At 35.5% G+C, this 26,982-nt stretch carries 29 protein-coding genes; all 29 read left to right on the forward strand.

Translation table 11 applies throughout. The annotated features are described in order from the left end of the window. The first annotated feature begins 46 nt into the window (after window positions 1-46). The 29 genes from NSQ89_RS06775 to NSQ89_RS06915 all read left to right on the forward strand — a co-directional run bounded on the left by NSQ89_RS06775 (window position 47) and on the right by NSQ89_RS06915 (window position 26,962). The gene (locus NSQ89_RS06775; protein WP_047939988.1) at window positions 47-823 is read left to right on the forward strand and encodes a ribonuclease HII; all 777 of its coding nucleotides are present in this window, start codon (window positions 47-49) and stop codon (window positions 821-823) included. 31 nt (window positions 824-854) lie between these two features. Next, entirely contained in the window at window positions 855-2,108 is a 1,254-nt protein-coding gene (locus NSQ89_RS06780) for a hypothetical protein (RefSeq protein ID WP_341132393.1), read from the forward strand. Then, entirely contained in the window at window positions 2,105-2,407 is a 303-nt protein-coding gene (locus tag NSQ89_RS06785; RefSeq protein ID WP_061796708.1) for an EscU/YscU/HrcU family type III secretion system export apparatus switch protein, read from the forward strand. Before NSQ89_RS06780 ends, NSQ89_RS06785 begins: the two co-directional genes overlap by 4 nt. Window positions 2,408-2,692: 285 nt before the next feature. Beyond that, window positions 2,693-3,868, forward strand: coding sequence for an ADP-forming succinate--CoA ligase subunit beta (sucC, locus tag NSQ89_RS06790; RefSeq protein ID WP_047939991.1), 1,176 nt, complete (start codon window positions 2,693-2,695; stop codon window positions 3,866-3,868). Further along, window positions 3,868-4,785: a succinate--CoA ligase subunit alpha gene (gene sucD / locus NSQ89_RS06795; RefSeq protein ID WP_047939992.1), complete on the forward strand. Its 918-nt coding sequence runs from the start codon at window positions 3,868-3,870 to the stop codon at window positions 4,783-4,785. Before sucC ends, sucD begins: the two co-directional genes overlap by 1 nt. Window positions 4,786-5,027: 242 nt before the next feature. Further along, the gene (gene dprA / locus NSQ89_RS06800) at window positions 5,028-5,897 is read left to right on the forward strand and encodes a DNA-processing protein DprA (protein WP_061796859.1); all 870 of its coding nucleotides are present in this window, start codon (window positions 5,028-5,030) and stop codon (window positions 5,895-5,897) included. 470 nt (window positions 5,898-6,367) lie between these two features. Next, window positions 6,368-8,443 carry a type I DNA topoisomerase gene (topA, locus tag NSQ89_RS06805; protein WP_328283422.1) on the forward strand — a complete coding sequence of 692 codons (2,076 nt, stop codon included), beginning with the start codon at window positions 6,368-6,370 and terminating at the stop codon, window positions 8,441-8,443. A 473-nt stretch (window positions 8,444-8,916) separates the two neighbouring features. After that, window positions 8,917-9,819: a tyrosine recombinase XerC gene (xerC, locus tag NSQ89_RS06810; protein ID WP_047939994.1), complete on the forward strand. Its 903-nt coding sequence runs from the start codon at window positions 8,917-8,919 to the stop codon at window positions 9,817-9,819. 34 nt (window positions 9,820-9,853) lie between these two features. Further along, window positions 9,854-10,396, forward strand: a complete 543-nt coding sequence (hslV, locus tag NSQ89_RS06815; RefSeq protein WP_016201113.1) for an ATP-dependent protease subunit HslV — start codon at window positions 9,854-9,856, stop codon at window positions 10,394-10,396. Window positions 10,397-10,411: 15 nt separating this feature from the next. Continuing rightward, window positions 10,412-11,821 carry an HslU--HslV peptidase ATPase subunit gene (gene hslU, locus NSQ89_RS06820; RefSeq protein ID WP_047939995.1) on the forward strand — a complete coding sequence of 470 codons (1,410 nt, stop codon included), beginning with the start codon at window positions 10,412-10,414 and terminating at the stop codon, window positions 11,819-11,821. Window positions 11,822-11,917: 96 nt separating this feature from the next. Continuing rightward, the gene (codY, locus tag NSQ89_RS06825) at window positions 11,918-12,700 is read left to right on the forward strand and encodes a GTP-sensing pleiotropic transcriptional regulator CodY (RefSeq protein ID WP_047939996.1); all 783 of its coding nucleotides are present in this window, start codon (window positions 11,918-11,920) and stop codon (window positions 12,698-12,700) included. 461 nt (window positions 12,701-13,161) lie between these two features. Beyond that, window positions 13,162-13,545 carry a flagellar basal body rod protein FlgB gene (gene flgB / locus NSQ89_RS06830; protein WP_047939997.1) on the forward strand — a complete coding sequence of 128 codons (384 nt, stop codon included), beginning with the start codon at window positions 13,162-13,164 and terminating at the stop codon, window positions 13,543-13,545. 5 nt (window positions 13,546-13,550) lie between these two features. After that, the gene (flgC, locus tag NSQ89_RS06835) at window positions 13,551-14,003 is read left to right on the forward strand and encodes a flagellar basal body rod protein FlgC (RefSeq protein ID WP_047939998.1); all 453 of its coding nucleotides are present in this window, start codon (window positions 13,551-13,553) and stop codon (window positions 14,001-14,003) included. 19 nt (window positions 14,004-14,022) lie between these two features. Then, window positions 14,023-14,331, forward strand: a complete 309-nt coding sequence (gene fliE / locus NSQ89_RS06840) for a flagellar hook-basal body complex protein FliE (protein ID WP_047939999.1) — start codon at window positions 14,023-14,025, stop codon at window positions 14,329-14,331. A gap of 156 nt (window positions 14,332-14,487) precedes the next feature. After that, window positions 14,488-16,074, forward strand: coding sequence for a flagellar basal-body MS-ring/collar protein FliF (fliF, locus tag NSQ89_RS06845; protein ID WP_047940000.1), 1,587 nt, complete (start codon window positions 14,488-14,490; stop codon window positions 16,072-16,074). A 12-nt stretch (window positions 16,075-16,086) separates the two neighbouring features. Then, window positions 16,087-17,103 (forward strand): flagellar motor switch protein FliG, encoded by a 1,017-nt coding sequence (gene fliG / locus NSQ89_RS06850; RefSeq protein ID WP_047940001.1) that lies wholly within the window; start codon window positions 16,087-16,089, stop codon window positions 17,101-17,103. Then, window positions 17,096-17,860 (forward strand): flagellar assembly protein FliH, encoded by a 765-nt coding sequence (gene fliH, locus NSQ89_RS06855; RefSeq protein WP_047940002.1) that lies wholly within the window; start codon window positions 17,096-17,098, stop codon window positions 17,858-17,860. The genes fliG and fliH overlap by 8 nt, the downstream gene beginning before the upstream one ends. Then, window positions 17,857-19,173, forward strand: a complete 1,317-nt coding sequence (fliI, locus tag NSQ89_RS06860; RefSeq protein WP_341132394.1) for a flagellar protein export ATPase FliI — start codon at window positions 17,857-17,859, stop codon at window positions 19,171-19,173. Before fliH ends, fliI begins: the two co-directional genes overlap by 4 nt. A gap of 3 nt (window positions 19,174-19,176) precedes the next feature. Then, window positions 19,177-19,629 carry a flagellar export protein FliJ gene (gene fliJ / locus NSQ89_RS06865; protein ID WP_047940004.1) on the forward strand — a complete coding sequence of 151 codons (453 nt, stop codon included), beginning with the start codon at window positions 19,177-19,179 and terminating at the stop codon, window positions 19,627-19,629. After that, window positions 19,630-20,226, forward strand: a complete 597-nt coding sequence (locus NSQ89_RS06870; protein ID WP_047940005.1) for a MotE family protein — start codon at window positions 19,630-19,632, stop codon at window positions 20,224-20,226. It begins immediately after the preceding gene. Between the two features lie 31 nt (window positions 20,227-20,257). Continuing rightward, a complete protein-coding gene (locus NSQ89_RS06875; protein WP_336044825.1) occupies window positions 20,258-21,727 on the forward strand; it encodes a flagellar hook-length control protein FliK in 1,470 nt (489 codons plus the stop codon). 14 nt (window positions 21,728-21,741) lie between these two features. Then, the gene (flgD, locus tag NSQ89_RS06880; RefSeq protein WP_047940007.1) at window positions 21,742-22,386 is read left to right on the forward strand and encodes a flagellar hook assembly protein FlgD; all 645 of its coding nucleotides are present in this window, start codon (window positions 21,742-21,744) and stop codon (window positions 22,384-22,386) included. A gap of 11 nt (window positions 22,387-22,397) precedes the next feature. Continuing rightward, window positions 22,398-22,799, forward strand: coding sequence for a TIGR02530 family flagellar biosynthesis protein (locus NSQ89_RS06885; protein ID WP_047940008.1), 402 nt, complete (start codon window positions 22,398-22,400; stop codon window positions 22,797-22,799). Window positions 22,800-22,874: 75 nt separating this feature from the next. Continuing rightward, window positions 22,875-23,657: a flagellar basal body rod protein FlgG gene (gene flgG / locus NSQ89_RS06890; protein WP_047940272.1), complete on the forward strand. Its 783-nt coding sequence runs from the start codon at window positions 22,875-22,877 to the stop codon at window positions 23,655-23,657. A 50-nt stretch (window positions 23,658-23,707) separates the two neighbouring features. Next, entirely contained in the window at window positions 23,708-23,929 is a 222-nt protein-coding gene (locus NSQ89_RS06895; protein WP_047940009.1) for a flagellar FlbD family protein, read from the forward strand. Then, a complete protein-coding gene (gene fliL / locus NSQ89_RS06900; RefSeq protein WP_047940010.1) occupies window positions 23,919-24,347 on the forward strand; it encodes a flagellar basal body-associated protein FliL in 429 nt (142 codons plus the stop codon). The genes NSQ89_RS06895 and fliL overlap by 11 nt, the downstream gene beginning before the upstream one ends. A gap of 31 nt (window positions 24,348-24,378) precedes the next feature. After that, window positions 24,379-25,377, forward strand: a complete 999-nt coding sequence (gene fliM, locus NSQ89_RS06905; protein WP_047940011.1) for a flagellar motor switch protein FliM — start codon at window positions 24,379-24,381, stop codon at window positions 25,375-25,377. Next, the gene (fliY, locus tag NSQ89_RS06910) at window positions 25,367-26,578 is read left to right on the forward strand and encodes a flagellar motor switch phosphatase FliY (RefSeq protein ID WP_341132395.1); all 1,212 of its coding nucleotides are present in this window, start codon (window positions 25,367-25,369) and stop codon (window positions 26,576-26,578) included. Before fliM ends, fliY begins: the two co-directional genes overlap by 11 nt. 21 nt (window positions 26,579-26,599) lie before the next feature. After that, the gene (locus NSQ89_RS06915; protein ID WP_016201134.1) at window positions 26,600-26,962 is read left to right on the forward strand and encodes a response regulator; all 363 of its coding nucleotides are present in this window, start codon (window positions 26,600-26,602) and stop codon (window positions 26,960-26,962) included. The last annotated feature ends 20 nt before the right edge of the window (window positions 26,963-26,982 follow it).

Genomic DNA, 26,982 nt, shown 5'->3' on the forward strand with positions numbered 1-26,982 from the left:
TAAAAAAGGAAGCGATTGAACCGATATAACTACTGAGGTGTAAACAATGAAATTAGCAACAATGAAAGATATCAAAGAGGCGCTAGAAGCAATAAGGGAAGTAAATGACCCATTTATCCTTGAATTAGAAAAGGACGAGAGGAAAGGGGCTCAGAAGCTTTTAGAAGCGTGGAAGAAGCGGATAGAGAAGGAAGAAAAGCTCCATCATCACTTTCTATCGATGAACCACTATGAACAAATTATCAGAAAGCAAGGTTATACATATATAGCAGGAATCGATGAGGTTGGCAGAGGACCGCTTGCAGGGCCTGTTGTTACAGCAGCTGTCATCCTGCCAGAAGATTTCTATTTACCAGGTATCGATGACTCAAAAAAATTATCTGAGAAAAAAAGAGAATTATTTTACGAGGTAATCCAAAAAGAAGCAATTGCCATTGGCGTGGGAATTATTTCACCTGCTGAAATTGATCGTATAAATATTTATCAAGCAACAAAAAAAGGGATGCTTCTAGCAATTAATGAACTTTCACAAACGCCAGACTACTTACTAATTGACGCAATGAAATTAACGACACCATATCCAAGTCAATCTCTTATTAAAGGAGACAGTAAAAGTGTCTCTATTGCTGCAGCAAGTATAATAGCAAAAGTGACAAGAGATCATATGATGAAAGAGCTGCATCAAGAATATCCAGAATACCATTTTGCGACAAACATGGGCTATGGGACACAGGAACATTTAGCTGCTCTTAAAGAGTACGGAATTACCATTCATCATCGTAAAAGTTTTTCCCCTGTGAAAGAGATGGTAGAAAATAACTAAGCTGAATCTGTAAGGAAGGAGGAAGAGAAAGATGAATGTGAACCATATTGTCCAAACTTTATTTCAAGAAAACCTCATGAGTAATAAAAGTCTGGAATTACGAGATGGACAACTAGTTTATGGGAAATTAACGAAACTTTTTCCTCAACAAATGGCAGAGGTACAAATAGGCTCACAAAAAATGCTTGCAAACCTAACGATTCCGTTAACTCTTGATAAAAGTTATTGGTTTCAAGTTTCCATTACAGATAATAAACCAGTTCTAAAAGTATTGCCGCAGTCATCAGAAGTTCCAGCTGCAAAGGGGAATATCAATGGATTACTTCAGCAGCTGCATCTTACCGATACGAAAGAAAATAAACTGCTTCTTCATTTTTTACTATCTAATAATCTACCAATTTCGAAAGAAGCGATAAAATCTATAGGTGAATGGCTGCCAAAAACAATAGGGAAACAGGAGCTTGCTACTATCGGTCTTATGATGGAAAGAGAGCTCCCTCTAACAAAGGAAGTATTTGCAAGTATTTCCGCCTTGCAATCCAATAAAGGAGTTAGTGTGCTGCTAAATGAACTTCAGCAGCAGTTGTCTACCTATCATATTAAAGAACCAAAGGTAGCGGATGTTCTTTCGGGGATTAGTGAGAGTGGAAAGGTTGCTCAAGATAATATCGTTGCTTCACTAAAAGCTGTTCTGCATAAAATGGGCTATTCGTTTGAAGCGGGATTGTTACAGCATACGCAAATAGAGGAGCAAACAACTAAAGAAATATTAAAACCATTGCTGCTAGGATTGATGGGAAAAGATATCCCTGATGTTGTGAAAGAAACTGCAGGTCAATTAATTGATAAAGTGACAGGGTATCAGCTTATCAGTCAGCAAACAGGTCCAATGATGCAAATGATAACAGAAATTCCTCTTCGTTTTTTTAATCAACAAGTGGATGTGACAATGCAATATAATGGCAGAAAAACAGCAGATGGAAAAGTCGATAGTAATTATTGTCGCATTCTTTTTTACTTAGAACTGGCTAATTTAAAAGATACAGTTATTGATATCCATATTCAAAATAGAATCATGAACATGATTATATTAAATGATCAGTCAACAAAAATAATGCCCTTAATTAAACAGGCAGAGGAGCCCTTAAAAGAAAAACTACGGGAATTAGATTATACCTTACTGTCTATTCATGTGAAAGACTTGTCAAAAGAAAACAAACCCATATGGAGTTCCCAACAAGCAGTGAAAGGAAATGCCTACAGAGGGGTGGATATAAAAATATGAATAAACACCATTCTTTAAAAAGGAAAGAAGCAATAGCATTAACTTATGAACAGCAAAAACACGCTTCCCCTACCGTTATTGCAAAAGGCAAAGGCGTGATCGCAGAACAAATTCTGGAACGTGCCAAAAAAGAGAACATTCCAATTCAAGAAGATCCCTCTCTTGTAGAGCTTTTAAGTAAATTAAATATAAATGAACAAATTCCTGAAGATTTATACATGACAGTGGCAGAAGTGTTTGCATTTATTTATGCTTTAGAGAAGGAAGTAACGGAAAAAGAGGGGGAAAAAGCAAAATAAGAAAGAAAAAATATTTTTAATTGTAAAATATTTAAAGATAAAAGCCTTTTTTATAGACAAAGAAAGGTTTTTTCCTTTAAAATGAAAGCGTGAACATATTTTTGTCTTTTCTAAATACATAAAATAATCGTAATTTGCTCTCGAAAAGAATATTAATACAGTGATAACGATACTTATGTTTTGGAAAAAACAAATGAATGGATGGGAAAAGTTATTCATTCACGAAAGTCATCATGCAGTTGTCTCCAATTTTACACAAAAAGGGAAAATAAGGGGTGTGGAAGCTTGAATATTCATGAATATCAGGGGAAAGAGATTTTAGAATTAAATGGCGTCGCAGTACCAAAAGGAAAAGTAGCTTTTACAGTAGAAGAGGCAGTGCGAGCTGCAGAAACATTAAATAGTGATGTATGGGTAGTGAAAGCGCAAATTCATGCAGGTGGTCGCGGTAAGGCTGGAGGAGTAAAAGTTGCCAAAAGCTTAGATGAAGTACAAACATATGCTTCTGACATTCTAGGGAGCACATTAGTAACTCACCAAACAGGTCCCGAAGGAAAAGTTGTAAAACGATTATTAATTGAAGAAGGTTGCCGAATCAAGAAGGAATATTACATAGGTTTTGTTGTGGATCGAGCAACATCTAGAATCGTATTGATGGCTTCTGAAGAAGGCGGTACAGAAATTGAGGAAATTGCAGAAAAGTACCCAGAGAAGATTGTAAAAGAAGTTATTGATCCAGTGACTGGCTTAACACCATTTCAAGCACGTCGAGTTGCTTTCTCTATTAACATTCCGAGCAAGCAAGTTAATAAAGCGGTTGCCTTTATGACTGGATTATATAAAGTATTTGTTGAAAAAGACTGCTCTATTGCTGAAATTAATCCCTTAGTTTTAACGGAAGATGGAAATATTATTGCATTGGATGCAAAATTAAATTTTGATTCAAATGCATTGTATAGACATAAAGATATTGTTGCCTATAGAGATTTAGATGAAGAAAACGAAAAAGAATTAGAAGCTTCTAAATATGATTTAAGCTATATTGCCTTAAATGGAAATATTGGCTGTATGGTCAATGGTGCTGGACTTGCTATGGCAACAATGGATATTGTTAAGCATTATGGCGGAGAACCGGCCAATTTCTTAGATGTTGGGGGCGGTGCGACAGCAGAAAAAGTAACGGAAGCATTTAAAATCATTCTATCTGATTCTAATGTGAAGGGGATTTTTGTCAATATTTTTGGAGGCATCATGAAATGTGATGTTATTGCGACTGGAATTGTAGAAGCCGCAAAGCAAGTTAGTCTTCATGTACCATTAGTTGTTCGCTTGGAAGGAACAAATGTGGAGCTTGGCAAAAAAATTCTTCGTGAATCTGGAGTAGATATTGTCGCAGCAGAATCAATGGCTGATGGTGCTGAGAAAATTGTAACCCTAGTAGAACAAGGAGGGAATGCATAATGAGTGTTTTTATTAATAAAGATACAAAAGTCCTTGTCCAAGGAATCACAGGTGCAACAGCACTATTTCATACTAAACAAATGCTTGAATATGGAACTAAAATAGTTGGCGGGGTAACACCAGGCAAAGGTGGTACAACGGTAGAAGGAGTGCCGGTATTTAATACCGTTAAAGATGCAGTGGATGTAACCGAAGCAAATGCATCCGTAATTTATGTACCAGCTCCATTTGCAGCAGACGCTATTTTAGAAGCGGTTGATGCCGAATTAGACTTAGTAATCTGTATTACCGAACATATTCCTGTTCTGGACATGGTGAAAGTTAAGCGCTATTTGGAAGGGAAAAAGACTAGATTAATAGGACCAAACTGTCCAGGTGTAATTACCCCAGAAGAATGTAAAATTGGCATTATGCCAGGATATATCCATAAGAAAGGGCATGTAGGCGTTGTTTCTCGTTCTGGTACTTTAACATATGAGGCTGTTCATCAGCTTTCTCAAGCTGGGATTGGTCAGTCAACAGCTGTAGGAATTGGTGGAGATCCAGTTAATGGAACAGATTTTATTGATACACTAAAAGCATTTAATGAAGATGAAGATACGTATGCAGTTATCATGATTGGGGAAATTGGTGGGACGGCTGAAGAAGAAGCAGCCCGCTGGGTGAAAGAAAACATGACGAAGCCAGTTGTTGGATTTATCGGCGGTCGTACAGCTCCTCCAGGAAAGCGTATGGGCCATGCGGGGGCGATAATCTCTGGCGGTAAAGGAACAGCAGATGAGAAAATTAGTGTTCTAACGGAATGTGGCATTAAAGTAGCCCCAACACCATCTGATATGGGGGCAACACTTATTGAGGTGTTAAAAGAGCAGTCGTTATACGAAAAATGTAAGACACATGAAGTGGTAGCAAAATAGAGAAAAGCTTAATCTAGCCTTATTCCACTAAATAAGGCTAGGTTTTTTCTTGATTTTTTTAAAGAGGATGGCATATGTAGCTAATCTATTAATTTACAATAGAAACAGTACCTCAATACTAGGAATTTTCAGAAAAACTAATTATAATGAAGGAAGATAATCCTTATTTAATTTATGTTTCTCTTTCTTTTGTATTTTTAGCTGATTTCTTTGTGAAAAGTAGAAAGCGAAAGGAAGAAAAGATGGAAATAATAAATAAATTATTAGTGAAATTACATCATTGTCAAGGAATCAGCTGGAAAATGATCGATCGTCTTCTAAAAGAAGATCCCACTCTTCAGTTGGAGAAAATCCCTTCCTTTATATCCTCGTTGTCACCTACTATGGAAAAGGAAATAGTAGAAACAATCCATTCTCATCATGTAGAAGAACAATTAAACCAATATTGGTTTAATCAAATTCATCCAATTACATTTTTTGATCCGTTATATCCGCCGTTTTTAAAAGAAATATATCAACCACCTTGGGTTCTTTATGCAAAAGGAGATCTTGAACTGCTGCAATCGAAGAGAAAGCTTGCAATTGTAGGTTCGCGCTTAGCTACCAATTATAGTACCAAAGTAATAACAAGGTTGATGAAAGAACTAGTAGAGGAGAAAATCACCATAGTAAGTGGACTTGCACATGGGGTTGATTCGATTGCCCATAAGCTGGCAATCGAAAATGGCGGCAAAACCATCGGTGTTATTGCTGGAGGTATTTTTCATATCTATCCAAAAGAAAGCATAGAGTTAGCAGGAGAAATGATGAAACATCATTTAGTCATCTCCGAATATCCTCCGTTAACTAAGCCTCTAAAATGGCAATTTCCAATGAGAAATCGAATTATAAGCGGTTTAAGCAATGGAACACTTGTCGTAGAAGCAAAGAAAAAAAGCGGCTCCTTAATAACTGCTAATTTCGCTGTAAATGAAGGGCGGGATGTATTTGCTGTTCCTGGCAATATATTTAGTCCTTATTCAGACGGTCCAAATGAATTAATTCAACAAGGAGCAAAGCCGGTGCTTGAAGCAAAAGATATACTAGAAGAATGGAAGCATTTATCGAAGTAGGAAAAAGTAAACTAGAAATAGCTTTGCAGACAAATTTATTAAATAAAATAATCATTTTCACAGATAGTAAAATGAAAATAGTTTGCAATACAAAAGGAAAGTGATACGCTATAAGCAGCAAATTATTTAAGGAATTATCTTTTTTTAGTTCGGTCAGTGTGACTAACATCTCTGCTAATGAGAATTCAACGGAGGGGATTTAGCTGCAGTTAAGAAAGTAAAAACGCTATTCCAAACCAATGAGCAAGAAAAGTTGTTTCCATAAATTTGGAGTTTTTCATGAAAATTCAAAAAAAGTGTTGCTATTTTTATCATTTTGTTATACATTTTGCAACGTATAGATATTTCAAAGATAAAATTATGTAAATAAAGAGAGTGAAAACGTTTGCTAGTTATCGGAATGTTTGACAAATCAAAACATAGTATACAATAATAGTGAATATTTAAATCCCTCTTAAGGAGGACAGTTGATGTCAGATTTTTTAGTAATCGTTGAGTCACCAGCTAAAGCAAAGACAATAGAACGATATTTAGGAAAAAAATATAAAGTGAAAGCATCGATGGGGCATATTAGGGATTTGCCTAAAAGCCAAATGGGTGTTGATATAGAAAAACAATTTGAGCCGAAGTACATAACTATCCGTGGAAAAGGTCCAGTATTAAAAGAACTTAAAACAGCAGCAAAAAAAGCCAAAAAAATCTATTTAGCAGCTGACCCGGATCGCGAAGGAGAGGCAATTGCCTGGCATTTGGCAAATAGCTTAAATGTTGATATCGAATCAGATTGTCGCGTTGTTTTCAATGAGATAACAAAAGATGCTATCAAAGAATCATTTAAGCATCCTCGTGCGATTAATATGGATTTAGTAGATTCTCAGCAGGCTAGAAGAGTTTTAGACCGTTTAGTGGGTTATAATATCAGTCCATTATTATGGAAAAAAGTAAAAAAAGGGCTTAGTGCAGGAAGAGTACAATCAGTTGCAGTACGTCTCATTATTGAAAGAGAACAAGAAATTAAAGAATTTGTACCAGAAGAATACTGGTCCATTGAAGGAAGTTTTATAAAAGGAAAAAATAATTTCGAAGCATCCTTTTACGGTGTAAAAGGAAAAAAAATTGAGTTGCATTCAGAAGATGAAGTAAAAAAAATTACTAGTCAGTTAAAAGATAATAAGTTTACTGTCGACAAAGTGAGTAAAAAAGAGCGGAAGAGAAATCCTGCTGTTCCATTTACAACATCTTCTTTACAACAGGAAGCTGCCCGCAAATTGAATTTCCGAGCAAAGAAAACAATGATGTTAGCACAGCAATTATATGAAGGAATAGATCTTGGAAAAGAAGGAACAGTGGGTTTGATAACCTATATGAGAACGGATTCCACTAGAATATCAGAGGTTGCACAAAGTGAAGCATATGACTATATAAACAGTCAATATGGCAAAGAGTATACACGTGAAGAGAAGAAACAAGAGAAGAAAAATCCAAAGGTTCAAGATGCCCATGAAGCAGTACGTCCAACTAGTATAGGTCGTGAGCCTAGCAAGATGAAGGAATATTTATCCCGAGATCAATTTAGATTGTATAAGCTTGTGTGGGAAAGATTTATTGCCAGCCAAATGGCGCCAGCTGTTATGGATACGATGAGTGTGGATTTATCAAATGGTAACGTCCTTTTTCGTGCTAATGGTTCAAAAATTAAGTTCCCAGGTTTTATGAAGGTATATGTGGAGGGCACAGATGACAACGTTGATGAGAAAGATCGACAGCTCCCAGATTTAAAAGAAGGAGATGTTGTCTTAAATAAGGATATTGATACAAAACAGCATTTCACTCAGCCGCCTCCACGTTATACAGAAGCAAGATTAGTTAGAACACTAGAGGAATTGGGGATAGGAAGACCATCTACATTCGCACCAACTTTAGATACAATTCAAAAAAGAGGTTATGTGGCTCTTGATAACAAACGATTTATTCCAACGGAGCTTGGGGAAATTGTTTTAGAGTTAATTTTAGAATTTTTCCCAGAAATATTAAATATTGAGTTTACAGCCAATATGGAACAAGACTTGGATAATATTGAGGCGGGCAAGGTCAATTGGGTAAAGGTTATCGACGATTTTTATAAAACGTTTGAGAAAAGACTTGAAGTTGCAGAACAAGAGATGCAAACTATTGAAATCAAAGATGAGCCAGCTGGAGAGGACTGCGAAGAATGTGGTCATCCGATGGTATTTAAAATGGGACGTTATGGAAAATTTATGGCATGTAGTAATTTTCCAGAATGCAGAAATACGAAAGCAATCGTCAAGGATATTGGTGTGAAATGTCCGAAGTGTCATGAAGGGAATATAATTGAAAGAAAAAGTAAAAAACGCAGAATTTTTTATGGCTGTGATCGATTCCCAGAATGTGACTTCATTTCATGGGATAAACCACTACAAAGACCATGTCCAAAATGTGAAAATATGTTAGTGGAGAAAAAATTAAAAAAAGGTGTTCAAGTACAGTGCGTAAACTGCGACTATAAAGAAGAACCACAAAGTTAAAATAGCTAGAATAAATAAATTTATTTGAGGGTGAGCAAAAGCTCACTCTCTTGTCACGTTACTGCCCAAGTATTCTTTTTCAAGTATCCCCTAAATTAGATATATAATGGAAGAAAAATAGATATTTTGCGAAAAAATTATTAATTCGCTTAAAGTAGAAACTTTTCATTCTTTCAATCGTATAGTAAAATGCTATGAGTGAACATCATCCATACATTTTAGCAGAAATAAAAAATGACAATTTTTTTACATTTGTAGCTGATTCTAATTCTTCTGTGTTTAAAGCGATATACTCTAGAAGGAAAGTTCCATAATCATTTAGGATTATCTTAATCTCAAAAGGGAAGAGTGTAGAAACAATAGGTTGTGAAAGAAATGATGCGAACAATTCGGAACTTTGTGAAAAATATGTAAATTGATTGATTGTAGCTAAAAAGTATGATAATATGATGAAGCCATTGTGAGGTGAGGTTATGAAACAGGAATTAAACAATCATGTTCACGCATTTATTGCCTATTTGCAGATTGAAAAAAATTACTCACCATATACAATAGAATTTTATACACAAGATATTAACCAATTCTTTCACTTTATGAAAGATCAAGTAATAGACAAGTTAGAAGACGTAAGTCCATCTGATGTAAGAATATACTTAACAGAGCTGTTTTCAAAGCAATTAGCAAGAAAAACAATTGCTCGGAAAATCTCTAGTTTGAGAAGTTTTTATCGTTTTTTGCTTAGGGAAAAAATAGTAGAAAATAACCCATTTTCTGCTGTATCGATCCCAAAGCTAGAAAAGAGATTACCTGATTTTTTCTACGAGGAAGAATTGCAGCAACTCTTTTTATCATGTGATACGAACACGCCCCTAGGACTAAGAAATAAAGCATTGCTGGAATTATTGTATGCAACCGGCATCCGTGTTGGTGAATGTACAAAAATTCAGTTGAGCGATATTGATTTCAGTGTCTCTACTGTGTTAGTTAGGGGGAAGGGCCAGAAGGAAAGATATGTTCCGTTTGGTAGTTTTGCTCATAATGCTCTTGAAGCGTACATAAAAGCGGGTAGGAATCAGTTGATGAAAAATTCAACAGATCATTCTTATCTGTTTGTTAATTATCGCGGAGGAATGTTAACAGATAACGGAGTTCGTGATATCTTAAATAAAATGATGAATACTTCATCCTCACAAGGAAAAATTCATCCCCATAAATTGAGACATTCATTTGCCACACATTTACTGGCAAATGGTGCAGATATGAGAACGGTTCAGGAATTATTAGGTCATGCATTTTTAACATCAACACAAATATATACACATGTCACAAATGAGTATCTAAAAAAGACGTATATGTCTTATCATCCTAGGGCATAGTCAATTGGTAGAAGGAGGAAGTAACATGTCTGAAATGCCACAATTTCATGCAACAACTATTTTTGCAGTTAAACATAAAGGGAAATCAGCAATGTCCGGTGATGGGCAAGTCACACTTGGAAATGCTGTTGTGATGAAACATACAGCCCGTAAGGTTAGAAAGCTTTTTAACGGGAAAGTAATTGCAGGATTTGCGGGATCAGTTGCGGATGCCTTTACTCTTTTTGAACTATTTGAAGGGAAATTAGATGAGTATAATGGGAACCTACAGCGCGCTTCAGTAGAGCTTGCGAAGCTGTGGCGCAGTGATAAAGTTCTTAGAAAACTTGAAGCGATGCTGATCGTAATGAATGAAACGGATCTATTATTGGTATCTGGAACAGGAGAAGTAATTGAACCAGATGATGGTATACTTGCAATTGGATCTGGCGGAAACTATGCTTTAGCAGCTGGCAGAGCACTAAAAACTTACTCAGGAGATAATCTTTCTGCATACGATATCGCTAAAGCAGCTCTAGAGATTGCTGGTGAGATTTGTGTCTATACAAATAATAATATCATCGTAGAAGAATTATAGGGGAGGATTTTTAATATGCAAAAAAGTGCTAGTTTAACACCTCGGCAAATTGTAGAACGACTTGATCAATATATAGTCGGACAAAAAGATGCAAAAAAAGCGGTGGCTGTTGCATTAAGAAACCGTTTTCGCAGAAGCCTTCTTGATGAAAAGCTAAGAGATGAGATTAGTCCGAAAAATATTTTGATGATTGGTCCTACTGGTGTCGGAAAAACAGAAATAGCTAGAAGAATTGCGAAAATTGTTAATGCGCCATTTGTTAAGGTAGAAGCTACTAAATTCACAGAGGTAGGATATGTTGGCCGCGATGTAGAATCAATGGTTCGTGATCTTGTCGAAACATCTGTACGCTTAGTAAAGGAAGAGAAGATGTTTCAAGTAAGAGAAAGAGCGGAAGTTGCGGCAAATAATCGTCTCGTTGAATTGTTAGTTCCGTCTGCTGCAAAGAAATCATCCAGTTATAAAAATCCTCTGGAAATGCTTTTTGGCGGCGGTGGGGCAGACACAGAGGAAGATGAGCCGACTGTAGAAGAAACTAGTAAATCAGAAAAGAGAAAAATAGTAAAAGAAAAGCTTGCTCTAGGTGAACTGGAAGATGAAGTGGTTTCTGTAGAAGTGGAAGAACAACAGCCTTCTATGTTTGACATGCTCCAAGGTTCTGGTATGGAACAAATGGGTATGAATATGCAGGATGCTTTAAGTAGTTTTATGCCGAAAAAAAAGAAAAAGCGCAAATTAACAGTTAGGGAAGCACGTACAATATTAACGAACGAGGAAGCTCAAAAACTAATCGATATGGATGAGGTTACCCAAGAAGCAGTCGTTCGTGCTGAGCAAATGGGAATGATATTTATCGATGAAATTGATAAAATTGCCAGCAAATCAAACAGCAGCTCTTCAGCGGATGTTTCTAGAGAAGGGGTGCAGCGAGATATTTTACCTGTAGTAGAAGGATCTACGGTTGTGACAAAATATGGATCAGTTAAAACAGACCATGTATTGTTTATTGCTGCTGGAGCATTTCATATGTCTAAGCCTTCTGATTTAATACCAGAGCTACAAGGAAGATTTCCGATTCGTGTAGAACTTACTAAATTAACAGTGGATGATTTTTATCGCATTCTTGTGGAACCAGATAATGCGTTGATTAAGCAATATCAAGCATTATTGCATACAGAAGGTATAGAAATTGAATTTTCTGACGAAGCTATTCGTAAGATAGCTGAAGTGGCTTATGAAGTCAATCAAAATACAGACAATATCGGTGCGCGAAGACTGCATACTATTCTCGAAAAATTATTGGAAGATCTTTCTTTCGAAGCACCAGAAATAACAATGGAAAAAATAACGATTACTCCAAAGTATGTGGAGGAGAAGTTAGGAGCCATCTCAAGAAATAAGGATTTAAGTCAATTTATACTCTAATGAAAGCCAATTGGAATTTAAACTCCTGCATTGAAAGGTATAAGTAGACATAGATTTATTTCAAGTGTTGGTTTTAGTTAACAGGAGGAATAAAAAATGGATTTATTAACAAAAACGAGAAAAATAAACGCAATGTTACAAAGAGCTGCTGGAAAACCAGTTAATTTCAAAGAAATGTCTGAAACTTTAAGCGATGTTATCGAAGCAAATATCTTTGTTGTTAGCAGAAGAGGAAAATTATTAGGTTTTGCAGTTAACCAGCAAATTGAAAATGATCGTATGAAAAAAATGCTTGAAGATCGTCAATTCCCTGAGGAATACACAAATAGCTTGTTTAATATTCAAACAACTTCTAGTAATTTAGAAATTGAAAGTGAATATACTGCTTTCCCAGTTGAAAATAAAGAATTATTTGCAAAAGGGTTAACAACTATCGTACCAATTATTGGTGGAGGAGAAAGATTAGGAACATTAATTCTTGCAAGATTACAAGAACAATTCCACGATGATGATTTGATTCTTGCTGAATATGGTGCTACTGTTGTTGGAATGGAAATTCTTCGAGAAAAAGCAGAAGAAATTGAAGAAGAAGCAAGAAGTAAAGCGGTTGTTCAAATGGCAATCAGTTCACTATCCTATAGTGAATTAGAAGCTATTGAGCATATTTTTGAAGAATTAAACGGAAGTGAAGGCTTGCTAGTCGCTTCTAAAATTGCAGACCGAGTTGGAATTACAAGATCTGTAATTGTTAACGCATTACGTAAATTAGAAAGTGCTGGTGTTATTGAGTCTCGTTCATTAGGAATGAAAGGTACTTATATTAAAGTACTTAACGATAAATTCTTATTAGAACTTGAAAAGTTAAAAACAAATAAGTAAGGATAAATTATTATCCATTGTAAAAAACCTTTTCCTTTTATAGAAAAGGTTTTTTTTACGTGACGAAAAATGAGAGTTTTTTTTAACCATCAATCGATAGCTAATAAGTTATGTACATATTATTCGACATAAACCGCATATTTTCCATTTATTTTTCATTTACATTACAGTATGACAAAAGGTATATTAAATCAGATAGAAGAAAAAGGGTAACGTTTAGTAAGTTATGACTATGAAAATAGTAACAATGACGCAGTGAAAAATCGCTTTTTATCCTTTTTTAAGATGATTAAAACCAAATATTAACTAAAATAGGTAAAAAGAATCACTAAAATTCTCCTCTTTTCCATGGACATATTATTACAAATTAATTAAAATAAAAGCTATCATGTAAAAAAAACGTCATCAAAAAACAAAATTCAACAATTTTTTCTCAAAATGATTGCTCGAGGTGTGATGAAGTGAAACTTTTCTCAAATACAATAACTACTTTAGAAAATGCAATTAATTATTCGAATCAAAAGCAAAAAGTAATCTCACAAAATATTGCAAATGTTGACACGCCTAATTATAAAGCAAAGACTGTAACTTTTAAAGATTCGTTATCTAGTGCATTGAATGCTAATGTAACGAATAGTAAGCATATTCCTTTTTCTGCTACTAATACTGCTTCATCAGCTGTCGTTACAAAGAATGGAGTTACTTACAATAACAGTGGGAATAGTGTCGATATGGAAAAAGAGATGGCAGACCTTGCGACAAACCAAATCTATTACAACGCATTAATAGATCGAATTAGCGGAAAATTTAGTTCCCTTGAAAATGTAATTAGAGGAGGTAAGTAATAAAAATGACCATTTTTGCTAGTATAAATACTACTGCCTCTGCTTTAACCGCTCAACGGCTAAGAATGGATGTTATTTCATCTAATATGGCAAATGTTGATACAACAAGAGGCAGATTAGTAAATGGTGAGTGGGAGCCATATAAAAGAAAACAAGTAGTGTTTCAAGAACAAGAAGGATCATTTGCCTCTCATTTAAATGCTGCAAGAGGGAATAGCGGGAACCCTGCAGGTGGTGTGAAGGTATCACGTATTGTAGAAGATGATACACCGTTTGAAATGGTGTATGATCCGGAGAACCCAGAAGCGGACGCAACAGGATATGTTCGTATGCCCAATGTGGACCCTTTACGAGAGACGGTTGATTTAATGAGTGCTTCAAGATCGTATGAAGCTAATGTGACTGTTTTAAATGCATCAAAAAGTATGTTAATGAAAACATTAGAAATCGGTAAATAAAACAAAAAGGAGTACTTAAATGGAACCAATTAATTTTTCACCTGTATCATCTGCATTACCGTTAACAAATACGGCAACAAGTAATAAGACCTCTGCAGCAGATACGCAAAAAAGTTTTGCTTCGTTTCTAAAAGAATCAATTAACAATGTGAATCAAGCGCAAAATGAATCAGATGTGCTAACAAATAAGTTAGCAAGAGGAGAAAACGTTGATTTATCTCAGGTGATGATTGCCTCGCAAAAAGCAAGCATTACCATGCAAGCTACGTTAGAAATCCGAAATAAGGCAGTAGAAGCTTATCAGGAAATTATGCGAATGCCAGTTTAATGTAAGGCTGTTTTCTATAATGGTTACTTTTTACAAGAAAACGAAGGTCCTTCTCTGCTTTAGGCAATTAAGTGTCCATGCCGTTAAAGAGAAGACAGTTAATATAAAAGATGGGCGGTTTATACCTAAACAAATTACGGTAGCCGGGGGAAGAAAATGAAAGAGAATCTAAATAAAATATTTAATCCTTTAAAAGAGTTTTGGCAAAGTCGTTCTAAAAAGCAAAAGACTGTTATAACGGGCAGCGGACTTTTGCTTATTCTATTTGCTGTGTTTGCGACTTATTTTTTCACAAGAGTAACGTTAGTGCCGCTATACAGTAATTTAACACCTTCTGAAACGGGAGCTATTAAAGAGAGTCTAGATAGTAAAGGGGTAACTTCTGAAATATCAGGTGGCGGTACCGTGATTAGTGTTCCAGAGGAAGTAGTCGATACATTAAAAGTACAACTTGCAGCAGAAGGAATTCCTAAGTCCGGTAGCATTGATTATTCCTTTTTTAGTCAGAATGCGAGCTTTGGTATGACAGATAACGAATTTAATGTCTTAAAATTAGATGCCCTGCAGACAGAAATTGCTAATTTAATAAAGAGTGTTGAAGGAATTAATGATGCCAATGTTGTTATTACATTACCAGAAGAAAGTGTATTTGTTTCAGATCAAGGGGGAGAAGCTACAGCTTCGATTGTATTAAATACAAAGCCTGGCTATAACTTCTCTGAAAATCAAATAAAAGGGTTATATACACTCGTGTCCAAAAGTGTACCAAACCTTCCTACAGATAATATCGTCATTACTAATCAAGATTTTGAGTATTTTGACTTAAATTCTTCAGATAATTCTGCGACAGATACTTTTACTGCGCAAAACAATGTGAAAAAGCAGATTGAACGTGATATTCAAAGACAGGTTCAAACAATGCTAGGAACGTTAATGGGACCAGATAAAGTTGTAGTGTCAGTTACTGCTGATATAGACTTTACCCAAGAAAACCGAGAAGAAAACCTAGTTACGCCAGTTGATGAAGAAAATATGGCGGGAATTGAAATAAGTGCACAAAATATTACAGAAACATATACCGGTGAAAATGCTGCCGGTGGAGTTGTACAGGCAGAAGACGATGCCGATGTAACTACTTATAATACAGAAACAGGATCGGGAAATGGCGACTATGAAAAAGTCGAACAAACCGTTAATAGTGAAGTTAATCGTATAAAAAAACAAATTGTGGAAAGTCCCTATAAAATTCGTGATTTAGGTATTCAAGTAATGGTAGAGCCGCCTGATGCAAATGATACTACTTCCTTACCACAGGAAAGTATTGATGATATCTCTAACATATTGGGGACAATTGTTAGAACTTCGATAGATAAAACATCAACAGGCGGAGAACTAACAGATGAGGATATCCAAAGTAAGATTGCTGTGTCTGTTCAACCATTTAAAGGTAAAAAACAAGCAACAGAGGTTGCTCAAACATCAATCCCGTGGTGGATTTATGCCGTTGGAGGAGGTTTACTTGCAGTTATTATTCTATTAATCTTCTTCGTTATGAGAGCGAGAAAGAAAAAACAGGAAGAAGAAGTAGAAGAAATTATTCAGCCAGTTACTTCAGTAGCAGATATTAATGAGGAACAACAAGAATCAGAAGGAACAATAAGACGAAAACAGCTTGAAAAAATGGCTAAAGAAAAACCAGAGGAATTTGCAAAATTACTTCGTACATGGATTACGGAAGATTAAGGGGTGATGTAGATGGCAAGAAAAGAATCAAATGAGTTAACTGGAAAACAGAAAGCTGCCATTCTCCTTATATCGCTAGGTCCTGATGTTGCAGCTTCGGTTTATAAGCATTTAAGTGAGGAAGAAATTGAGAAACTATCTTTAGAAATATCAGGAGTTAGAAAGGTAGAGAATACTTCTAAAGAAAGTGTTTTAGAAGAATTTCATAATATCGCACTTGCTCAAGACTATATTTCTCAAGGTGGTATAGGATATGCAAAAACGGTCTTAGAAAAGGCTCTTGGAGCAGAACAAGCATCCATTATTTTAAATAGGCTTACTTCTTCTCTGCAAGTAAGACCTTTTGATTTTGCCAGAAAAGCAGAGCCGAACCAAATATTAAATTTTATTCAAAATGAACATCCACAGACAATTGCGCTAATTTTATCTTACTTGGATCCCACTCAGGCAGGTCTCATCTTGTCTGAGCTTCCACAGGAAGTGCAAGCTGATATTGCAAGAAGAATTGCTGTAATGGACAGTACTTCACCAGAAATTATTAACGAAGTCGAGCAAATATTAGAAAGAAAATTATCGAGCACTGTTACGCAAGATTATACACAAACTGGTGGTATTGAAGCAGTAGTTGAAGTACTAAATGGAGTCGATAGAGCAACAGAACGCACTATTTTAGACGCACTCGAAATCCAAGATCCAGAATTAGCAGAAGAAATTAAAAAGAGAATGTTTGTCTTTGAAGATATCGTTACATTGGATAATAGAGCAATTCAAAGAATTATTCGTGATTGTGAAAATGAAGATCTTATGCTTGCACTTAAGGTATCTGGAGATGAAGTGAAAGAGATTGTTTATGGCAACATGTCTACTAGAATGGCTGAGTCCTTTAAAGAAGAGATGGAATTTATGGGACCTGTACGCTTGAAGGATGTAGAAGAAGCACAATCAAGAATTGTTGGGATTATCAGACGTCTTGAGGACGCTGGCGAAATCGTAGTTGCCCGTGGCGGAGGAGATGATATCATTGTCTAGATTAATAAAGTCAAGATACTCAAAGCCAGAGACTGCTACAGAGAAGGTTATTTCGATTAAATATATAGATACCTTCAATACGGAGATGGATCTTTCTAGGGAAGTTACACAAGCCGAGTACAACAGGATAGTAGAGTCAGCATGGGAAGAAGCAGAAGAGTTGAAAGCCCAAGCATTGGAAGAAGCCGAACTTATACGAATACAGCTTTCGGAAGAAAGACAGAACTGGGATATAGAAAAAGCAAGTTTAATAGAAGAAGCGAGGAAAAATGGTTTTCAAGCAGGTTACGAAGAAGGTCAAAATGTTGGATATAACGAAATGCTAAGTTTTATTCAACAAGCGAAAGACACAGTAACAGCATCAAAAGAGGATTATGAAAAATACTTACAATCTGCCGAAACTACTATTTTGGAGCTCGCGATTGAAGTTGCTGAAAAAATTATGAATAACAAGATAAAGGAAGAGGAAGAAAATTTCCTTTATCTTGTACAAAATGCTTTAAAAGAAGTAAGGAAACAGAAGGAAATACAGTTACATGTTAGTCCTATCCATTATGAAATGCTAGTAGCAGAAAAAGAGGAATTGTTACAACTATTCCCGATAAAGCCAAATCTTTTCATTTTTCCTGATGAAACGATTGATGAAAATGCTTGTATTATCGAAACGGCAAATGGGCGTTTAGATGCAAGTGTTGATACGCAATTGCTTATGATTAAAAGTAAGTTACTTGAAATATTGGAGAGTGAAGAAGGGTGAAAGCACTAGAGTTACTAAGCTCGATTTCGTCCATTGACACTTATAAGCAATATGGCCGTGTGAAAAAAGTTGTAGGGTTAATGATTGAATCACAAGGACCTGAGAGCTCTATCGGTGATGTATGTAATATCCACATTGGTACAAAGCATAAACGAATTATCAAGGCAGAAGTTGTAGGATTTAACGAGGGAAATATCATTTTAATGCCATATACAACTGTCCAAGATATATCACCAGGCTGTTTAGTAGAAGCGTCTTCTGAGCCATTAGAAATTAAGGTGGGTCCAGGATTAATAGGCACTGCTGTGGATGCATTAGGAATGCCTTTAGACGGATCGATGTTACCAAAAGGGTTAAAGTCTGTTCCAATTGACCAAGAGCCTCCTAATCCAATGACAAGACCACCAATTTCTCAGTCGATGGAAGTAGGAGTTCGATTAATTGATGGACTCTTAACAGTTGGCACTGGACAAAGACTTGGGATTTTTGCAGGTAGTGGTGTTGGGAAAAGTACATTGCTAGGGATGATTGCAAGAAATACGAAAGCAGATTTAAATGTGATTGCCCTGATAGGGGAACGTGGTAGAGAAGTACGAGAATTTATTGAACGGGACTTAGGGCCAGAGGGGCTGAAGCGATCGATAGTTGTTGTTGCAACATCTGATCAGCCAGCTTTAATGAGAATCAAGGGTGCATATACAGCTACTGCTATTGCCGAATATTTTCGAGACAAAGGATTAAATGTCATGTTAATGATGGATTCTGTTACTCGGGTTGCAATGGCACAAAGAGAAGTAGGACTAGCTATTGGCGAACCGCCGACGACAAAAGGATATACCCCTTCTGTATTTGCTATCTTACCAAAACTCCTAGAAAGAACGGGAACGAACGAATTTGGAAGTATAACAGCCTTTTATACCGTGTTGGTTGATGGGGATGATATGAATGAACCGATTGCAGATACCGTACGCGGGATTTTAGATGGGCATTATGTCTTAGACCGAGCACTTGCCAATAAAGGGCAATATCCTGCTGTGAATGTCTTAAAAAGTGTAAGCCGTGTGATGAATCATATTGTCTCAAAAGAACATGTAAAAGCAGCCGAGCGATTACGAGATCTTTTGAGTACTTATATGAATTCGGAAGATTTAATCAATATAGGTGCTTATAAAAAGGGTTCTTCTAAAGAGATTGATACAGCAATGAGGTTATATCCTAGCATCCTATCTTATATAAAGCAGGCAACAGACGAAAAGGTTTCAATTGAGGAGAGTCTTCATTCCTTATTAACTTTAGTTGGAACAGAGGGATAAAAGATGAGCTATCAATTTAAATTCGAAAAGATTTTAACGATTCGCGAAAGAGAAAAAGAAGAAGCAAGCTCTGCTTATAATCAATCAGTAAACAGATTTGAAGAGGCAGCTGAAAATCTTTATGAGCTGTTGAAAAGAAAGGAAGATCTGGAAGCATATCAAGCAGAAAAAATGATGTCCGGATTATCGGTTCAAGAGATTAGACACCATCAGCATTTCGTGGGCAATTTAGAAAAAACAATTGAACATGCACAAAAGATGGTGCACAATGCCCGAAATTCAATGGTCTATTTTCAAGAGAAAATGCTTGAAAAAAACATGGAAGTAAAAAAATTTGTGAAAATAAAGGAAAAAGACCATTCGAATTATTTGGCAATAGCAAGAGCAGAAGAGGCCAAGCAAATGGATGATATTTCCCTTCAACAATACATGCAACATGAAAAGGTAGGTGGCTAAATGGAAAATTCATGGGAAGAAAAAAAGAAGCCATTTAATTTTTTTCAACGAATTCTTATGGTTGCAGTTATTCCGACAATATTTGCAATTATTGTTCTTGTTCTTTTGCTTATGTATTCAGGAGCAGATGTTGCAGAGAAAGGAAAAGAGTTATTAAATGCAATTCCTTTTCTGAGTGAAGAAAAAAAATCTACCGATAAATTACTAGAAAATAATAAAAATACAATTAGCTCTTTACAAACAAAGCTAAAAGAACGAGATAAAGAAATAAAGTCACTGGAGTCACAATTAGAAAATAGTGAAAATAGATTTCAATCTGCCAATTCGGAAAAAGAGAAGCTGCAGAGTGAGTTACAGTCTCTCCAATCCGCCCAAGAGGAAACAAAGAAAGCGGTGGATGAGATTGTCAAAACATATGAAACAATGTCCCCGAAAAATGCAGCAGCTATTTTATCAGAAATGAGCGAAAAGGAAGCAATGAAAATTTTAGGAGAACTTAAACCAGCAAAACTTGCTTCGGTATTAGAGAAAATGGAGCCTTCTGTCGCTTCAAAATATACAGAGCTGCTATCGAAATCAGCAACAGCAAATCATTAAAATTTAAATTCGCTTGAAAGGGGGTGAAAAATTGCAACTAGAGCTGACTAATTCATTAAAGAAAATCGAATCGACAAGCGGCGCTCAAGGGAAAGTAAGAGGAAAAGTAGATGGAAAGTTTTTATCTTTGATAAATGACTTAAAAACGACTTATCAGCACAGTAGTCCTGCGCAAACAAATACTAACTATAAAGAAGATATAAATCAGCTTTTAGCCATATTGTCCAGCTCTTCTGAAGATGGAAATCTCCAACAAAAGATGGATAAAGAAACAATGGTTACGGGAATAGATGGTGATCAAATCCAAATAAATCTTGAATATTTATTGGCTAATTACCAACAATTTTCTCAAGGCGAAGGGATAGTAGATATAGATGAATCCAATATGGCTGCTAAGTTAGCTGAGTTATTTGTGAATCTAGAGAATAAGATCGCTCACGAATTAAAGATAGCAATTAATATGAAATTAGAGCCTGATATGTTTAAGGATACTGAATTATCTACCTTGCTTACTGATTTGAAATTACTGGAACGGACAGTAAAGGAATTACCGGATAAGTCTATTGAAGAAAAAGTTACTGAATCCATAGAATATTTGCAAGGGTTTATGATTTCATTAAAGCAGTTCTTAGAGCAGGACGGCTCTAATATGATGAAAAATGATTCACAAAAGATGGAAAAATTGTGGGGCGAAAGAGAGAAATACAGATTTCCTGCAGTTGATACAAAACAAACTGCAATGCAAAATTTTGCATCACAAGAAAATAAAAATATTCTTTTTAGAGAAGCTAACACGATTGAAATTAATTCGGAATTGAAATCTATTATTTCTTCTATTCTATCAAAAATAGATATGCAGACTAATGAGAAAAAAACAGTAGCTGTACAAAAAGTAATCAATCCAGTAATGGTTAGTTTCTTAAGAAAATCTGAGGAAAATACCCTTTCAAGTACAGAAGTAAAAAAAACTGCCCAAGTAAGTCATGGAGATACTGATTCAAAAGTAATTTCAACTATACAAAATAACATCTTTAAGCAGCACCCACTCACGTTATTAACTGATTCTGGTGAGCTGGCCGCTCCTAAAAATGTTGAAGATCAATTTGCTAAATTATTAGCTAAAAGTACGTTTATAAAAACTGGAGACATACAGAAGCTTTCCATGCGGTTGGCACCTGATCATTTAGGATCTATTCGAATTGAGATTACTCAAAATGAAGGAAATATGATTGCCCGAATTATTACTGCAAATACTGAGGCGAAAGACGTATTAGACAAACAACTTACTAGTTTGAAACATGGATTATCCGCACAGAATTTGCAAGTAGATAAAATAGATATTGTTGTTTCTTCACACCCACAAGAGAGGCTGCAAAGAGAACAGCAACAGCAGCAAGAACAACAGCAGCCACATCCGCAAAGAGACAAGAAAGATGCAGATGATGAAGAGGATAAACGAAAAGCTTCTTTTTTTGAGGAGTTATTAAATTTTGAAGTATAGAGGAGCAAGTACCGATGGCAAATACAATAAATGACCCTTCTCTCTCTTTATCAGAATACCAGAAAACGAAATCTAATACTTCCACAGGCAGCTCATCGCTAGGAAAAGATGATTTCTTGAAAATTTTAATTACACAACTACAAAACCAAGATCCAACAAGTCCGATGGATGATAAAGAGTTTATCGCACAAATGGCACAGTTTTCAAGCTTGGAACAAATGCAAAATTTAAATACTGCGATGACTAATTTAATCTCGCTGCAAACTCAGTCGAACCTTATCTCATACGGACAATTTATTGGTCAAGAAGTAAATTGGAGCAAAGTAGAAACTGATAAAGCTGGGAACGACAAAACATATTCTGGTACTGGAAAAATAAGTTCTATTGCTTATTCTGAAGATAGTGTGATTTTCACATTGGAAGATGGAACAAAGGTTATGCCTGCTAACATCTCAAGTATGAGTAGAAATAATTCGGAAAATAATCTTGTACTAGCAAGCCAATTAATTGGAAAAAAAGTTTCTTATTTGGATGATAAAGAGAAAGAAGTAAGTAATAAAGTTCTATCTGTGTCATTAAAAAATGGACAAATACAACTAACATTAGGTGATGATGCAGAAACGAAAATTACTTCAGGACAAATTATAAAAATTGAATAGGAAGTGATTAAATGGATAAGCAAGTTTATCCTTCCATAAAATCACATGCTGCTATTAAGAACGGTATAGATGCGATTAAATCAAAGGCTGCAGTGCATAAAGCACAAAACATTACATCCTTTTCTACTCATTTACAACAGTCTATTTCTTCTTTAAACACATTGAACATTAGTAAACATGCTAATGAAAGGCTTCAACAACGAGGAATTAAGATAGATGCTGCTAAATGGAAGGCAATCGAGGAAAAGGTTACCGAGGCAAAGAAAATGGGCATAAAGGAATCTCTAGTACTGTTAAATAACGCTGCCTTAATTGTAAGTGCAAAAAATAATACAGTAATCACGGCAATGGATCGTGAAGAAGTGACAGACCATATTTTTACCAATATTAATGGAACAATCATAATGAATTAAGAGGCTGGACCAAAAATGGAGGCCGATAACTGCTGAGTGATAGAGGCAGTTTATTCGAAGGGAGATTATAAACAAATGTTACGTTCATTATATTCAGGGATAAGTGGAATGAAAAACTTTCAAACAAAATTAGATGTTATTGGGAATAATATCTCAAATGTAAATACTTATGGTTTTAAAAAAGGACGAACAACATTCAGTGATTTGATTAGTCAAACAGTTTCTGGTGCAACTGCCCCTGCAAATGGAAATGGAGGGACGAATTCAAAGCAAATCGGGTTAGGATCTCAGCTAGCTTCAATTGATACAGTTCATACTCAAGGACCTACACAATATACAGGCAGAGGGCTTGATTTGGCGATTTCTGGTGAAGGCTATTTTGTAGTAGAAGATGGAGGGGGTAATCCATTTTATACTAGAGCAGGAAACTTTTACTTTGATGAAAACCGAAATATTGTTACGTCGAGTGGACTTAAAGTGTCTGGTGTAGGTACTATTCCAGCCTCAGCAAAAAGCTATAGCATAGGCACGGATGGAACCATTACTTATGTTGATGAAAACGGAGAAACACAAAATGCTGGACAAATCGTACTTGCGAAGTTTAATAATCCAGAAGGGTTAGAGAAAGTAGGCGGGAATATATTTCAGGTTTCTAATAACTCTGGAGATCCTATTTTATCTACTCCAGGTCAAGCAGGTACTGGATCAGTTAATAGTAGTTACCTAGAAATGTCAAATGTTGACCTATCGGAAGAATTCACAGATATGATCGTTTCTCAAAGAGGTTTTCAGGCAAATACAAAAATCATTACAACTTCTGATGAAATTCTTCAAGAATTAGTTAATTTAAAACGATAATTTAATTGGAGGGATAGGGGTTATTCGTAAGGCTAGCCCCTAATAAAAAAATGATACAGTTAACTCGACTAAATGGAAAAAAGTTTTTACTTAATGCTTTATTTATTGAAACAGTCGAATCTTTTCCTGATACAACGATAACTTTAACAAATGGAAATAAATTTGTTGTTAAAGAAAGTGAAGAGGATGTATTAGAGAAAATGAATCATTTTTATCAAAAAGTGAACCTCTTCGGATTACCACATGTGGGAGAGAAAGACGATGAAGAATAATAAAGTTGTTATTATAATGCTCGTTTTATTATTAGTTATTACACTGGCAGGAGCAGGAGCTTTCATTTATATTTGGAAATTTACTGGCGAGCAAAAGACAAATGAACCTTCGATTGACGAAATCTTGGAATCTTCAGTGGATATTGAGGAGATGACGACAAATTTAGCTTCTAATAATTTCATCCGAATATCCTTTAAGATTCAGACAGATAGTAAGGAAGCGAAGGAAGAATTAGAAAAGAGAGATTTTCAAGTTAAGAATATTATTATTCAAGAATTATCTGAGAAAAAAACAGAAGATTTAAAAGGGAAAAATGGTCAAATTAAATTAGAGAATGATCTTAAGGATAAAATTAATGAACTGATGCAAGAAGGCAAAGTAGTCCAAGTTTATATTGTAAACTCTCTACTCCAATAAAATAAAAGAGAATAGATGGAGGTGAGTAATTTTGTCAGCTGATATTTTATCCCAAAATGAAATAGATGCCCTGCTTTCGGCTTTATCATCTGGTGAAATGGATGCAGATGAGCTGAAAAAAGAGCAACAGGAAAAAAAGATTAAGGTATATGATTTTAAAAGAGCATTACGGTTTTCGAAGGATCAAATTCGAAGTTTAACAAGAATTCATGAAAATTATGCTAGATTATTAACAACTTTTTTCTCAGCACAATTAAGGACATATGTGCAAATATCTGTTACATCAGCAGATCAAATTCCATACGAAGAGTTCATTCGTTCGATTCCGAAAATGACTATTTTAAATGTATTCGATGTTCCGCCACTTGAAGGCAGAATCTTGATGGAAGTAAATCCTAATATTGCCTATGCCATGATGGATCGAATGATGGGCGGAAGAGGCAGCAGTATAAATAAAGTGGAAAATTTGACAGAAATTGAAACGAAAATTATGTCAAATACATTCGAAAGTGCCTTTGATCATTTTAGAGAGGCAATGGAAGATTTAGTGGATATTGAACCAAGTCTTGCTGAATTCGAAGTAAATCCACAGTTTTTACAAATGGTTTCTCCTAATGAAACGGTTGTAGTAATTTCCTTAAGTACTACGATTGGGGAAACAAGTGGAATGATAAATATTTGTATTCCGCATGTGGTGCTAGAGCCGATTATTCCGAAGCTATCCGGGCATTACTGGATGCAGGCAGAGAAAAAGGAAAGGTTACCTGAATTTACTGCTCGTTTAGAAGAAAATATTCAGCAATCGATTGTGCCGGTTGTCGCTGAACTTGGTACTTCTGATATTTCCATCCAGGATTTTTTAATGTTGGACATTGGAGATGTTATTGAAATGAATCAAACGATACAACAGCCCTTAATCATTAAAGTTGGAGAGATCCCTAAATTTATTGGACAACCTGGTAAATTAAATAAAAAAATGGCTGTTCAAGTCTTAGGAACTTTAGAGGAGGGGAAGGAAGATGGTGAGTAAGGATATGCTTTCACAAGATGAAATTGATGCTCTCTTAAGGGGAGATAGTGATACAAATGATAGTCCTGAAATGGATGTAGAAAAGTATTTATCAGATATAGAGAAAGATACGTTAGGAGAAATCGGAAATATATCCTTTGGTAGCTCTGCAACAGCTCTGTCTACGTTATTAAATCAGAAAGTAGATATTACGACACCTACCGTAAGCGTAATATCCAAGAATATGCTGTCTGACGAGTTTCCCCAACCTTATGTCGCAATAAGAGTTAATTATACAGAAGGATTTTCGGGTATGAATTTACTTGTTATTGAACAAACAGATGCAGCTGTTATTGCTGATTTGATGCTTGGGGGAGATGGATTAAATGCCAATCCTGAAATGTTAGGAGAAATCCAGCTAAGCGCAGTGCAAGAAGCGATGAACCAAATGATGGGCTCTGCTGCAACTTCCATGTCTACTATTTTTAGCAAAAAAGTAGATATTTCTCCACCAAGTATCGATATTTTAAACATTCATGATGGAGAAGGAACTGAGTCGATTCCGGATGAAGACGTTTTAGCTAAAATTTCTTTTCGAATTAAGATCGGGGATCTAATAGATTCGAAGATTATGCAAGTATTACAGCTTTCTTTTGCGAAAAAGTTAGTAGAAGGATTAATAAATCCTAATAATAATGAAGAAGAAGTTTCCAATATTTCCGAAGTGGATTATAATTCAGTATATGAGCCAAAAGAACCAATGCAAGAGTCACAAGCGACAGCTAATTATCAAACAGTTTCAAATCCAATGGCAAATAATTCTGTTAATACTAGTTCGCATCCAGCAAATGTGACTCAGCAGCAATATTTTGGTTCAGGAAATCATACACAGGGCCCGCCACCGAATGTGCAGCCTGCAGGTTTTTCTAGTTTTGATACACCGACTTCAACAGTTACAGAAACAAAGAACTTGGATATGCTACTAGACATACCATTACAAGTAACGGTTGAGCTTGGCAGAACGAAGCGATCTGTTAAGGAAATTCTAGAGTTGTCTTCAGGCTCTATTATTGAATTAGACAAGTTAGCAGGAGAACCTGTTGATATTCTTGTAAATAACCGATTGGTTGCACAAGGGGAAGTAGTGGTAATTGATGAGAATTTCGGTGTGCGTGTAACTGATATTGTTAGTCAAAAGGATCGATTAAAGAATTTAAAATAATTTTTGGGGGTTTTGAGGAATATGGCACAGAAAATATTAATCGTTGATGACGCCGCTTTTATGCGAATGATGATTAAGGATATTTTATCGAAGAATGGGTATGAAATCGTAGGAGAAGCTGCCGATGGTATGCAAGCAATTGAAAAATATAAAGAAACACAACCAGATCTAGTAACAATGGATATTACCATGCCAGAAATGGATGGAATTACTGCCTTAAAAGAAATTAAAAATATTAATCCAAATGCGAAAGTTATTATGTGTTCAGCAATGGGACAACAAGCAATGGTTATTGATGCAATCCAAGCTGGTGCAAAAGATTTTATTGTTAAGCCATTCCAGGCAGATCGCGTGTTGGAAGCTATCAGTAAAACATTAGGCTAAAAATTAAATTAGAGGGTGCC

This window comes from Niallia sp. FSL R7-0648 (genome assembly GCF_038007005.1).
In the GTDB taxonomy this organism is placed as follows: domain Bacteria; phylum Bacillota; class Bacilli; order Bacillales; family Cytobacillaceae; genus Niallia; species Niallia circulans.